The 12,598-nt window shown below is 42.1% G+C and carries 10 protein-coding genes and 1 other RNA gene; 5 read left to right on the top strand and 6 right to left on the bottom strand.

Going from position 1 to position 12,598, the window contains the following annotated elements:
• Positions 1–164 precede the first annotated feature (164 nt).
• Complete coding sequence (locus tag ABEQ24_RS18575; protein WP_430008193.1) at positions 165–692, top strand: sigma-70 family RNA polymerase sigma factor; 528 nt, start codon at positions 165–167, stop codon at positions 690–692.
• Positions 676–1,977: a DUF4179 domain-containing protein gene (locus ABEQ24_RS18580; RefSeq protein ID WP_430008194.1), complete on the top strand. Its 1,302-nt coding sequence runs from the start codon at positions 676–678 to the stop codon at positions 1,975–1,977. The genes ABEQ24_RS18575 and ABEQ24_RS18580 overlap by 17 nt, the downstream gene beginning before the upstream one ends.
• Positions 1,978–2,112: 135 nt before the next feature.
• Here the strand turns inward: ABEQ24_RS18580 and ABEQ24_RS18585 are convergent, their stop codons facing one another.
• Positions 2,113–2,847, bottom strand: coding sequence for a PIG-L deacetylase family protein (locus ABEQ24_RS18585; protein WP_430008195.1), 735 nt, complete (start codon positions 2,845–2,847; stop codon positions 2,113–2,115).
• Positions 2,848–2,967: 120 nt separating this feature from the next.
• Here ABEQ24_RS18585 and ABEQ24_RS18590 point away from each other — a divergent pair, with 120 nt between their 5' ends.
• Positions 2,968–4,107, top strand: coding sequence for an acyltransferase family protein (locus tag ABEQ24_RS18590; protein ID WP_430008196.1), 1,140 nt, complete (start codon positions 2,968–2,970; stop codon positions 4,105–4,107).
• 464 nt (positions 4,108–4,571) lie between these two features.
• Here ABEQ24_RS18590 and ssrA read toward each other — a convergent pair.
• The 5 genes from ssrA to secG all read right to left on the bottom strand — a co-directional run bounded on the left by ssrA (position 4,572) and on the right by secG (position 9,240).
• Positions 4,572–4,935: a transfer-messenger RNA gene (gene ssrA, locus ABEQ24_RS18595) on the bottom strand.
• 167 nt (positions 4,936–5,102) lie between these two features.
• Complete coding sequence (gene smpB, locus ABEQ24_RS18600) at positions 5,103–5,573, bottom strand: SsrA-binding protein SmpB (protein ID WP_070874458.1); 471 nt, start codon at positions 5,571–5,573, stop codon at positions 5,103–5,105.
• A 115-nt stretch (positions 5,574–5,688) separates the two neighbouring features.
• The gene (gene rnr / locus ABEQ24_RS18605; protein ID WP_430008197.1) at positions 5,689–8,073 is read right to left on the bottom strand and encodes a ribonuclease R; all 2,385 of its coding nucleotides are present in this window, start codon (positions 8,071–8,073) and stop codon (positions 5,689–5,691) included.
• 20 nt (positions 8,074–8,093) lie between these two features.
• Positions 8,094–8,837 (bottom strand): alpha/beta hydrolase, encoded by a 744-nt coding sequence (locus ABEQ24_RS18610; protein WP_430008198.1) that lies wholly within the window; start codon positions 8,835–8,837, stop codon positions 8,094–8,096.
• A 169-nt stretch (positions 8,838–9,006) separates the two neighbouring features.
• Complete coding sequence (gene secG, locus ABEQ24_RS18615) at positions 9,007–9,240, bottom strand: preprotein translocase subunit SecG (RefSeq protein ID WP_133312645.1); 234 nt, start codon at positions 9,238–9,240, stop codon at positions 9,007–9,009.
• Between the two features lie 183 nt (positions 9,241–9,423).
• Here secG and ABEQ24_RS18620 point away from each other — a divergent pair, with 183 nt between their 5' ends.
• Positions 9,424–10,353 (top strand): DMT family transporter, encoded by a 930-nt coding sequence (locus tag ABEQ24_RS18620; RefSeq protein WP_430008199.1) that lies wholly within the window; start codon positions 9,424–9,426, stop codon positions 10,351–10,353.
• Between the two features lie 154 nt (positions 10,354–10,507).
• Complete coding sequence (locus ABEQ24_RS18625) at positions 10,508–11,359, top strand: nuclease-related domain-containing protein (protein WP_430008305.1); 852 nt, start codon at positions 10,508–10,510, stop codon at positions 11,357–11,359.
• Positions 11,360–12,598: the final 1,239 nt, after the last annotated feature.

Here is a 12,598-nt window from a genome sequence, read left to right on the forward strand (position 1 = left end):
TGTCAACACCCAGGGTTTTTAAAAAAATCGATTGTTGTTTTTGATGATAAATGTTGCCCGCTCCACTTATAGTTTTAAACATTTAGTCTAAATGCAACAAAGTTTTCGAAAAAAATGAACTTTTTACCATAGTTGTTACTCTTATAAAGGAGAGAGGTGAAAGGATGGACGCAGGACGTTTAATGAAAAAGGCCAAGAAGGGCAATAAAGAAGCATTGCTTCAATTAATCATGTCTGAAAAAGATGCTTATTATAAGCTGGCTCTAACATATATGGGAAATACACATGATGCGCTGGATGCAATGGATGAAATGATTGTACGAGTATATGAAAAACTGGAGCAGCTGAAAAAACCAGACGCGTTTTACAGCTGGAGCAAAACCATCTTGGTTAATTGCTGTAAATCCCTGCTGCGCGAGCAAAAGAGGGCGATTTTATTAGAAGACTGGACTTCTGCAGAAGGGAAAGAAACAAATGCCTTGATTCAAAGTGAGCAGCAAATGGAGATTCAGGAGCTTCTTATCCATTTAAATGATGAGCAAAAAGAAGCAGTCACCTTAAAATATTTGCATGATCTCGACTATCAAACGATTGCGGAAATCACTAATACCCCTATTGGCACAGTAAAATCAAGAATCTTTCAAGGTCTTAAAAAGCTGAGAAAGCTTTACGGAGGTGAACATATTGGATAACATCGAAAAACAATTTGAAGATGCTAAAAGTAAATTGGAATCCATTCAAGTTCCTGAAGAATTAGAAACAAGATTGTGGAACTCGCTGCAGTCAGCTTCAGTTAAAAGAAGAAAACGTTCAGCCTCTCTTTTCTTAACAGCCGCCGCGGCCATATTCCTGCTTGCCTTCATCACGTTTCAATATAATGCTTTTGCATTCTACGGCAAGAAGCTTTTGGGATTTGATGTACTGAGTTCAGGTACACTAAATGAGCTCAATGAAAAAGGATTGGGGCATATGATCGAAAAAAAGACCGCCCTTGGCAACGGAACGATATTTGAATTAAATGGGGTGATGGCAGATGACAATCAGCTTGTTATGTTTTACACCCTGTCAAACCCTGATGGAATGAGAGAAGATTACAGTATCTACGACACGAATCCTGCTAGGATCACTGGCCTTTTTACAAATTCGCATTCAGAATACGGTACCTCTCAGTTAAATGAAGCTGGTACTGAATTAAAGGGAATTTTGTCATTCGAACCCGTCAGTCCCTTTTCAAAAGAGCTAACGCTTCATTTTTCGCATCTAACGGAAAATGGACAAGTAAAAGAAGAAAAGCTCACCTTTCCTTATAATCCAAACAAAGCCATGCAATCAATTGTAAAACAATCGATTAATCAAACACTAAAAGTAGATATGGGCACCATCACATTCGATTCTATAAAAGCTACTCCGACCATGACACTTATGGAGGGAAAACTGAATGTTGAAAACTTTGACAGGGTTGACTTTGCACTTGGCGGGGTTGAACTAAGAGCAAATGGCAAACCTGTTCCATTAATAGGAGGCGGCAGTAAATCCTCTCTTATGGGCAAAACCTTTGATATCCGCTTCGATGCGTTGCCTGAAAAGCTTGCGACGTTAGAACTTGTATTAAATGAATTTGCAGGCTATCAGAAGCTGAATGAAAAAATTCCGCTTGATTCCATTGAAAATGAAGTGATCAAACGAAAAGGGAAAGAATTGATTGTTAAAAAATTATCTATAACATCTCAAGGAGCTGAAATCACCATTGCTACAGATGATGACGTCATGCTTGACGGGGTATCCATTGCATCGGACGATAAAAAAACCCCTTTAAAAACTACAATCAGACAAACCAGCACAAAGCAAGAAAACGGGCGTTTAATGAAAGAAAGAACGTTGATTTTTAAAACAGAAACAACACCAGAAGTTCTGTTAATAGAAGGGTTTCATTTCATGAAACCTTATAATGATTCTATTATGATTCCAGTTGATTAGATGTTAAAAACACAGAAAAAAACGCTTGGCGGCAAGCGTTTTTTCTGTGACCTTACCTCCTATAATAACTGTACTTTTAAATAGAGGAATTCATGCAAATGAAAAAACTCATCACGAAGATGAGTACCGAATGAATTATTGATGCCATTTGCTCTCCAAAATCTCTTCGGCAGAACGGAAATAGGAATCTACAGACGTAAATCCGATTGCATAAAGTCCATTTTCCGGATCCCAGATCTTATAGCTGTCCAGGCTTTCTCTATAGTTTTCTGCAAGGTCGTCCGGAACAGCGAAAGCATTCTTAAAGTCGATTGTCTGGTGTTCCTGAATAGGAAGATAAAAATACCCGGCAGTGATCACATCTTTTTCTACTAAATCTTTAAGAGCCATGCCAGAGGCAGCGTGATCAGGATGAGGATCTTTATAAGACATGGCATGATGTGATGCATTTGGGAACTTCTTGTTCATTTTTTCCATAATCTTCGAAACAGCTTCTGGCCTAATGTCCCCATCCGGGAGGTCATAAATGAAAATGTTTTTAGGATCAACCCCAAGGGCTTCAGCTGATTTTTTGAACTCTTTTACACGGGCATCTCCAAATTCCTCTACTGAAAGGACAGGCTTAGCTTCTTTTTCCAGCCTGCTGTTCACAAGATCTCTCGCTCCGCTTGCTTTACCTTTAGACAATAAGACAACTGCAACCTGATCTCCCTTTTCTAAAGACGCAAGCATCGAACCGCCCATACTGAGAGCTTCATCATCTGCATGCGGTGAATAATAGACGGCAGCAGCAGGCTCATCACCCAAAGGCATACAGCCGCTTATCATTGACAGCGGAAGCATGAAGAGCAGCAAATATACAATTTTCATAAAATCCCCCATATATAGATAAGCATTCCTTTTTATTAAATGTATTGTACCAAAGATTCCTGTTCTCATGTATACTTTGCTTGTAGGAAAACGATTTTGATGTGATGAAAGGAACGTTATATGGAACAGCTTCAAGAAAAAATAGAACCCCTTCAAAAGAAGAAAATCAATAAAAAAAGAGTGTATTCTCTTGATATGTCGAGAGGATTCATCGTTATGCTGTCAGTTTTTTTAAGCACCATCCCATCTGGGGGATATGAAAACCTCCGTCATGCAACTTGGTACGGAGTAACAATTATTGACCTTATTTTGCCTTCATTTATTACAATCTTCGGTACAAGTATGGCGATTGCTTATCAAAGGGGCGTATCCTGGGGGAAAATTATAAAACGCACTATCCGGTTAGTTATCTATGGTCTGCTTTTCACCATAATTGTTTCCTGGAGCTTCGATTTATCAATCATGCGATTTACAGGTGTTTTGCAGATGTTTGCTTTTTTAGGCATCTCAGCTGTATTCATTACCAGATTTATTAAATCTCCAATTCAGCTTATTCTTTCCGCTCTTTTTCTATGGAGCCTGTACGGAGGAATTCTCTTATATACAGCACAATCCTGTGAAGGGGGACTCCCGCAGGAGCAGTGTAATCTCTCCGGTCCGGTTGATGGAGCCATTTTCGGTGAAAATCATATATATCAGCAGGGACAAAGAGGATTCGATCCTGAAGGAATGGTCACCAGTGTTGCTGCACTTGGAAATGTTTTAATGGGATTTGCAATTGGCAGACTCATCCTGACCAGAAAAGAAACAGGGGCCTGGAAGGAATTATTAGTTTTAGGAGCAGTTTTAATTCTATTCTCATTAATATGGGATCAATTTCTTCCCTTCAATAAAAGATTGTGGACACCTGCATTCGCTATGCTCGCCGCTGGTACTGTCTCAATCATGATCTCCGTTTTCTATCTCATATTTGATAAACGGGAAGTCGATGCTAAACAAACTGGGCTGAAACCATTTGTCTGGTTCCTGGAAGCATACGGACGAAACAGCTTTTTAATTTATTTTGGAAAATTTATTATTGCTGCGGTGCTGACACATGTTACAGTCACAGCGGACGCGCGCACCTTAAACTCGTACCTTCTTGAATGGGTAAACACACTCAGTCCTTTCCCGCAGATGACATATGCTTTGATCATGCTCTTGTTTTGGACAATAGTTGCGATGGTTTTACATAAGAAGGGGCGTTATATAAAAGTTTAGGAAAATTGCCAGAATTGATAAGATCCCCATTTAAGTAACAGTGCCTCTTGTCATGCGAGGGTGCTGCACTTACTTGAAGGGGATTTTTTTTGGTACAGAAGATTTTAATATGGAAGTCAAAATACGCATTACTTCGCCAAGCTTACCCTTAATTTAGGAGAGATCTGGAAAAAAGAAAGTATTTTCTTATTTCCGGCAAGTATTCATCCGGTTCCCGCTACTTAAAGAGGCATTCCGGCAAGTAAAAGTCCCTTTTTGGAAAGTAATAGTTCAAACCGCCATATGGATCCAAAGTAAAAACCTTATATATCAGACAAACATCATTATGTGCTTCTAAAATAGGCAAGCCAGCATTTTTTTTTCTGATGAGACTGTTCTTATCCATTTATCTAAACCAAAAACGGACCTGCCTCATCGGCAAGTCCGTTATCTATATTGTATTATAATTAGTCACCAAATATGTATGGTGGAGACGGTGGGAGTCGAACCCACGTCCAGAAACATCGCCACTAAAGCGTCTACGAGTGTAGTTGATATATTCGCGATTCGCTGACTCTTATGCCTATCAACGGGCGTCGGAGCAGCTAGTCTGATTGGTCTCTTCCTTTATCCCCAGACGGAGGCATCAGGCGTAGCCCACTTAGAGTGAGTCCCTTACCCTACCACATGGGCGATGGAGGGAGGAACCGCTATAGTCTGTTATTAAGCAGCTAAAGCGAAGTTGTTGTTAGTTTTGCCAGTTATTATTGGCGTGACGTTTTAACGAGGACGATCCCCTCGACTCGCAACTAAAGCTCGAACTATCCCTGTCGAATCCGTAACGTCCCCAGAATAATAAGTTCAGCATGGAAGTTAATCCAGCTTCACTACGGGAAGTCCCTTAAAGGGAAACGGAAACGCTCATGAAAGATCAGAGCGGATATGAAATTGTGGTTTGTCTTACAAGTTCTATTATATCAGATAGAGACAAGAAATCAATTGTAAGTTATTGTCAATCAATAGTCCTTCTGACGATCGCGGAAAGCTCGTTCCACTTCGCGTTTCGCTTCTTTTTTCTTTAAGTCTTCACGTTTGTCATATTTCTTTTTACCCTTACCGAGTCCAAGCAAAACCTTGGCAAAGCCGTTTTTCAGGTAAACTTTCAAAGGAACAAGCGCATAGCCCTCTTCTTTTGTAAGTCCGATCAGCTTGCTGATTTCTTTGCGGTGAAGCAAAAGCTTTCTAGTCCTCAGGGGCTCATGATTATAACGGTTGCCTTGTTCGTACGGCGAGATATGCATGTTATGAAGGAAAACCTCTCCCTGCTGCACTCTTGCAAAAGCGTCCTTTAAATTCACGCGTCCAGCACGGATCGCTTTGATTTCCGTTCCCTGCAAAACAATGCCTGTTTCATACGTTTCTTCAATGGAATAATCATGGTTTGCTTTTTTATTTTGAGCAACGACTTTTCCGGCTCCTTTTGGCATGCTGCATCCCCCTTTCTCTCTCTATAGCGATAGGCTCTATTTTATCAAAATATGAATGGAAAAGGAAGCCTGAGAGGCTCCCATCCTTCACGTTTTCTATTCAGCATACTAAAGCTTAACGTTTTTTCTTTTTCACTTTTCGTTTGCTTGCAGGAGCATTTTGAAACGATTTTTTCTTCTTCTTCTTTTTGTTCGGGTTTTGATTGCTCCAGCCATCATCAACACTGCCGCTTCGCTCTGCAGGTGCTTTTCTGTCATCTGATGATTTTCTTCTGCCTCTGCCTTCTTTAGCACCGCTTCGTTTGCCGCGGTCTCCTTTAATCACTTTAGGAGCATCATTCGGCTGACGGCGTCTTGTGCCTTTCATCCCGACGATTTCAAAATCAACAGCGCGTTCATCTTTGTTTACATTGACTACGCGTACTGTAATCTCGTCGCCAATTCGGTAGACAGTTCCTGTCCGTTCGCCGATCATCGCGTAATTGCGCTCATCATAACGGTAATAATCGTCGGTCAGATAGCTCACGTGAACAAGGCCTTCTATTGTATTAGGAAGCTCAACGAACATTCCGAAATTTGTTACTGAGCTGATAATGCCGTCATATTCTTCCCCGACTTTATCAAGCATGTATTCTGTTTTCTTAAGGTCATCTGTTTCACGCTCTGCATCAACTGCACGGCGCTCCATATTTGATGACTGATCCGCGATCATATCCATTTTTTCTGCCCATTTAGTTTTCGTTGCTTCATCCATCTTGCCTTCAATTAAGTAGGTGCGGATTAAGCGATGGACAATTAAATCAGGATAACGGCGGATCGGTGAAGTGAAATGAGTATAGAACTCCGTTGAAAGACCAAAATGCCCCAGACTTTCCGGATCATACTTAGCCTGCTTCATTGATCTCAGCATGACAGTTGAGATGACCATTTCCTCAGGCTGCCCCGCTACATCATCTAGGATATCCTGCAGGGCACGAGGGTGAATCGTATTTGCTGTTCCTTTTACGGAGTATCCAAAGTTAGTCACAAATTCTAAGAACCTCTGCAGTTTTTCAGTATTTGGCTCCTCATGGATACGGTAAATAAATGGCACGTTCATCCAATGGAAATGCTCTGCAACTGTTTCGTTGGCGAGCAGCATGAATTCTTCAATCAGGCGTTCTGCGACTGTTCTTTCACGTATAACCACATCTTGAGGCTTTCCTTCTTTATCAACCAGCACTTTTGCTTCTTTAAAATCAAAGTCAATTGCACCGCGGGTCATCCGTTTATTGCGGAGAATTTGCGCAAGCTTCTCCATTCGCTTAAACATCGGCACAAGTGCTTCATATTTCTCAAGCAGTTCAGGTTTTTGATCAACCAGGATTTCCTTCACATCAGAATACGTCATGCGTTCCGTCGTTTTAATCACGCTTTGGAAAATTTCGTGCTTTACGACTTCCCCTTGACTGTTGATCTCCATCTCACAAGAAAGCGTCAGACGGTCTACTTTTGGATTAAGAGAACAAATGCCGTTTGATAAACGGTGAGGAATCATTGGAATAACGCGGTCAACTAAATAAACGCTCGTTGCGCGCTCTAATGCTTCCTTATCAATTGGAGAGTTCTCTGTTACATAATGACTGACATCTGCGATATGAACGCCTAATTTGTAATTTCCGTTTTCAAGCTCTGTAACTGTAACCGCATCATCAAGATCTTTTGCATCCGCACCGTCAATTGTGACAATGACTTCATTGCGAAGATCCCTTCGGTCCTTGATATCCTCTTCACTGATCGTTTCAGGAACATCATTTGCCTGTTCTAAAACCTCCACTGGAAAAGCCTGAGGCAGCCCATGTTTATGAATGACAGACAAGATATCAACGCCTGGATCGTTTTTATGTCCAAGGATCGCAGTAACTTCGCCTTCTGCGCTCATTCTTCCTTCTGGGTATGTTGTCAGATGAACGACCACTTTGTGTCCTTCAATCGCTCCATTTGAAGCTTTTTTAGGGATAAAAATATCATTTGGAATCTTTTTATCATCAGGAATAACAAAACCGAAGTTTTTGCTTTCTGTATAGGTTCCGACAACCTCTTTCAACCCGCGCTCAACGATGCGGATAACTGTGCCTTCCTGCCTGCTTCCGCTGGATTCCGTGCTGACTCTGACCAGGACAGTATCTCCGTGCATAGCGTTATTAAGCTCGCTCGGAGGAATAAACACATCTCCCTGAGCTGGATCTTCTGTAATAACAAAGGCAAATCCTTTCGCATGTCCGCTGACTCTGCCGCGGATTAAATTCATTCGTTCAGGCAAACCATAGCGGTTGCTTCTTGTGCGCACAATAAGACCTTGTTCCTCCATCATGACAAGAGCTTTTACAAACTCCTTGAATTCAGAAGAATCCTCAATTCCAAACGCTTCTTCAAGCTCCTGGACGGTTAAAGGCTTGTACGCCTCTTCCTTCATAAAAGAAAGCAGTTTATCAATATGTATCTTCATATTATTATCCATTTGCGTCCCTCCTTTTGGGATTATTGCCAATCAAGACTTTCTAAAAACTCATAAACATCTGCATGGAGCTGATCGCGCTCTTTATCCAGTGTGATGACATGTCCTGATTCTTCGTACCATTTTAAATGCTTGTTATCAGATTCTACTTCGTTATAAATAATATTTGCACTGTCCGTATTAATCATGTGGTCGTGTCTCGCTTGAGCGACAAATGCAGGCGAATAAACCATATCCACATTGTTTCTCACATCTGCAATCAGTTCCTGCAGAGCCCTAAGTGTGTTCATCGGCGTTTTCTCAAATTGCTTCATTTCCTCTTCAATCTCTGCCTCTGATTTTCCTTCGAATTTCTTAAAGTTGCGGGCATACTCTAAAATACCCTTGTACATCACTTCTTCACTCTTGATATACATAGGGGCGCACATCGGAACAATACCCTTTACAGGTACAGTGTAACCCAATTTCACAGAAAACACACCGCCAAGGGATAACCCGGCAACTGCAATCGATTCATGGCCCCGCTCTTTCAGCAGATTATAGCCATTCATTACGTCCTTCCACCAGTCTTCAGGACCAGTGTGCACGAGCTCTTCAGGCGGCACGCCATGACCTTTGTATTGCGGGGCATGGCAAGTATATCCTCTTTCATTTAAATAGCGTCCAAGCATCCTGACGTCAGCTGTATTGCCCGTAAAACCGTGAAGCAGCAGGACAGCGCGGTCTCCGCCTTCAAATGTAAATGGTTTTGGCAAAACTCTCTTCATAGTAAAAACTCCTTTTATGTAAGCATCTATTTATAAGGTTCCATCATCTGTTTCTATTTAAACAAACGTTTGATTAAAGGGCAAAAATGTTGATTCGGCAAGGGATTCTGGATAAATGACAAAAGGGAGCCTGATAAGAATCAGACCCCCGTTCGATCAATGTCATGTATTAAAATCCGGCGTATGACACCGCAATCGTCAATAAGAAGAAAAGTACAGACAATACGACTGTCGCACGATGAAGAACCAAATCCATTCCGCGTGCTTTTTGTTTTCCGAAAAGCTGTTCAGCTCCTCCGGAGATAGCACCTGATAAACCAGCACTTTTGCCTGACTGAAGTAAAACAACAGTAATAAGAGCAATACTTACGATTACAAGTAATGTGATTAATAAAATGTGCATGGACGACACCTCCTAGAACCCGGTTAGCATTATTTTCAATTTACCATATTGACGGCCAAATGTCACTATCATTCGAACGTTTGTCCAATCATTTATTATTAGTTTTCCGAAACAATTCTTTTGAGGGAAAAGCTTCCTATATGGTATGCTACTTAGATAGTTTTGCAGAAAGAAGGGAAAACCTTGAAAAACACTCGCATCTATCTTATCTTGATCGGTGTTATGCTCATATGGGGACTTAATGTGCCTTTACTCAAAATCATCGTAGACAGCTTTATGCCCGTTACAGTTACAGCCGTACGAATTTTCACAGCCAGTATTTGTGTACTGATTATCTTATCTTTTTTAAAACTTCTCCGCAAACCGACTCTTAAGGAAACCCTGTATATTGCAGGGGGCGGCCTGCTGAACGTTGTGTGTCATCATTATTTCCTTTCTGTAGGACTTACAATGACTACTTCTACAAATGGCGGTTTAATACTCGGCCTCGGTCCAATGCTTACAGCGATCTTATCGATTTTTTTTCTTAATCAAAGACTGACATTCATCCGTTTTACAGGGTTTGTCCTGGGTCTGACAGGAGTAGGGTTTACCATTTTAGCAGGAAGCAAAGGCATCAGCAGCATGAATACGGGAGATATCTATATCTTCATCTCCATTTTCACCCAGGCCTGCAGCTTCATAATCATTAAAAAAGCGTGCCGAACGCTCGATCCTCGTTTAATGACAGGCTATATGCTGTTCTTTGGGTCTCTTATTTTATTTACCATCAGTCTGATTACAGAGCCTCGAGGAATTGAGAGCCTGTTTCACGGAACGCCTGCTGTATGGGGAGTCTTTTTCACTTCTGCCATTCTTGCTACAGCAATTGGACACATGACCTATAACTTTGCCATCGGAATGGTCGGTCCGGCCGAAACATCAATCTTTATGAATTTAAGTACATTCTTTGCACTCGCTGGATCGGCTCTGATCCTGCATGAGGCGATTTATCCGTCGCATTTAATAGGGCTCTTGTTTATTGTATCCGGGGTTATATTGGGCTCAGGAGCGTATGAGGAGTTTCGGCACAGGCACCGTCATCATAAGAATGAAGCATCTTCCTCAGGCTGAGGGAGGTGCTTTTTTGCATACAAAATTTCATTTTCGTGATTTGCCTGATAGATGTACTTGGTTTTATCATGAAAAAAAGGAGGTGATATTTTTGATTTTAAAAGAAAGAACAGAATCTGCGGAACTAAGAACGTACAGAAGTTTGAATACACGAATGGAATTAGCTGCATCAGACCAGAAACTGCGCGAAAATCTAGAAAGCGGCTATGAGGGAGAGAAGATCTTTGATGGATGGATAGAGCACACAGGAGAGGGGCTTATTTTAAATGATCTCCTCTTTGTCACAGGCGGAAGCCACTATCAAATGGATTCCTTATACATCGCGCCGCAAAAAATCTATCTTTTTGAAGTGAAGAATTTGTCAGGCGACCACTTCATTGAAAAGGAAGAATGGATCTCGTGCACCACAAAATCCGAGATCAAAAACCCTATTTTGCAGCTTAAAAGATGTGAATCTCTGCTCAGAAGACAGCTTCAGATTTTAAAATGTTCACTGCCGGTCGAAGCCTACGTGGTATTTGTAAACCCCGAATTTCACCTGTATCACACTCCATTAAACTCCCCTCTGATTTTCCCCTCCCAATGGAACCGTTTTTCTCAAAAGCTTAAAAATGTCCGCTTGCATAATGGGTATCACTCGAAGCTTGCGGAGAAGCTTTTGTCACTTCATGTGGAAAAGTCCCCATACGAACGGAGGCCTGCGTTTAAATATGAGGATCTGCGGAAGGGAATTGTATGCACCGGATGCGGGAGGCTGGGGATGGAGGTATTTAATAAGACTCAGTTGATATGTGAAAGATGCAGGCATATGGAAAGGTATAAAGACAGCATTTTGAGGAGTGTGGAGGAGTTTCGTCTGTTGTTTCCTGAAAAAAAGATTACTTCTGAACAAATACACAATTGGTGCGGAAACATAAAAAATACCAGATCCATTCAAAAAATACTAAAAGAGAATTTTGTAAAAGTGGGACATGCAAGAGGTAATTATTATGAAGAGGTAAAATAATTGGTTTTGTGTTAGAAACTCTGTTTTGATATATACAGATTCTAATTTTGAAGCTATAAACTCCGGGTTGGATCACTTCCGGCAGGACGCATCTTCACTTTGTGGCTGTTAACTCCGGGTTAGCGCACTTCTGGCGGGACCGCTTATTCACTTTGTGCTGTTATCCCTGGTTTACCACACTTCATGCTGAGCGATATCTTTAGTTCGTGCTGTTAACCCCGGGTTAGCGCACTTCCGGCGGGACCGCTTATTCACTTTGTGCTGTTATTTCTGGTTTACCACACTTCAAGCTGAGCGATATCTTTAGTTCGTGCTGTTAACTCCGGGTTAGCGCACTTCCGGCGGGGCCGCTTCTTCACTTTGTGGCTGTTAACTCCGGTTTACCACACTTCATGCTGAGCGATATCTTTAGTTCGTGCTGTTAACTCCGGTTTAGCGCACTTCTGGCGGGACCACTTCTTCACTTTGTGCTGTTATCGCTGGTTTCCCACACTTCAAGCTGATCGAAATCTTTAGTTCGTGCTGTTAACCCCGATTTAGCGCACTTCTGGCGGGACCGCTTCTTCACTTTGTGCTGTTATCCCTGGTTTACCACACTTCATGCTGAGCGATATCTTTAGTTCGTGCTGTTAACCCCGGGTTAGCGCACTTCCGGCGGGACCGCTTCTTCACTTTGTGCTGTTATCCCTGGTTTGCCACACTTCAAGCTGAGCGATATCTTTAGTTCGTGCTGTTAACCCCGGGTTAGCGGCACTTTCGGCGGGGCAACATTTTCACTTCGTGCTGTTAACTCCGGGTTAGCTCACTTCCGGCGGGACCGCTTCTTCACTTTGTGCTGTTATCCCTGGTTTACCACACTTCATGCTGAGCGAAATCTTTAGTTCGTGCTGTTAACCCCGGGTTAGCTCACTTCCGGCGGGGCCGCTTCTTCACTTTGTGCTGTTATCCCTGGTTTACCACACTTCATGCTGAGCGAAATCTTTAGTTCGTGCTGTTAACCCCGGGTTAGCGCACTTCCGGCGGGGCCGCTTCTTCACTTTGTGCTGTTATCCCTGATTTACCACACTTCAAGCTGAGTGAAATCTTTAGTTCGTGCTGTTAATCCCGGGTTAGCTCACTTCCGGCGGGGCCGCTTCTTCACTTTGTGCTGTTATCCCTGATTTGCCACACTTCAAGCTGAGTGAAATCTTTAGTTCGTGCTGTTAACCCCGGTTTAGCGGCACTTCCGGCGGGGCCGCT

Origin of the sequence: Metabacillus idriensis (genome assembly GCF_050483325.1) — a bacterium.
GTDB lineage: Bacteria > Bacillota > Bacilli > Bacillales > Bacillaceae > Bacillus_P > Bacillus_P idriensis_A.

Excerpts from the sequence above, each read along its gene's own strand:
- ABEQ24_RS18575 (WP_430008193.1), top strand. The coding sequence starts at position 165 with ATGGACGCAGGACGTTTAATGAAAAAGGCCAAGAAGGGCAATAAAGAA.
- ABEQ24_RS18585 (WP_430008195.1), bottom strand. The coding sequence starts at position 2,847 with ATGAAAATTGTATATTTGCTGCTCTTCATGCTTCCGCTGTCAATGATA.
- ABEQ24_RS18590 (WP_430008196.1), top strand. The coding sequence starts at position 2,968 with ATGGAACAGCTTCAAGAAAAAATAGAACCCCTTCAAAAGAAGAAAATC.
- smpB (WP_070874458.1), bottom strand. The coding sequence starts at position 5,573 with ATGCCAAAAGGAGCCGGAAAAGTCGTTGCTCAAAATAAAAAAGCAAAC.
- rnr (WP_430008197.1), bottom strand. The coding sequence starts at position 8,073 with ATGGATAATAATATGAAGATACATATTGATAAACTGCTTTCTTTTATG.
- ABEQ24_RS18610 (WP_430008198.1), bottom strand. The coding sequence starts at position 8,837 with ATGAAGAGAGTTTTGCCAAAACCATTTACATTTGAAGGCGGAGACCGC.
- secG (WP_133312645.1), bottom strand. The coding sequence starts at position 9,240 with ATGCACATTTTATTAATCACATTACTTGTAATCGTAAGTATTGCTCTT.
- ABEQ24_RS18625 (WP_430008305.1), top strand. The coding sequence starts at position 10,508 with ATGGAATTAGCTGCATCAGACCAGAAACTGCGCGAAAATCTAGAAAGC.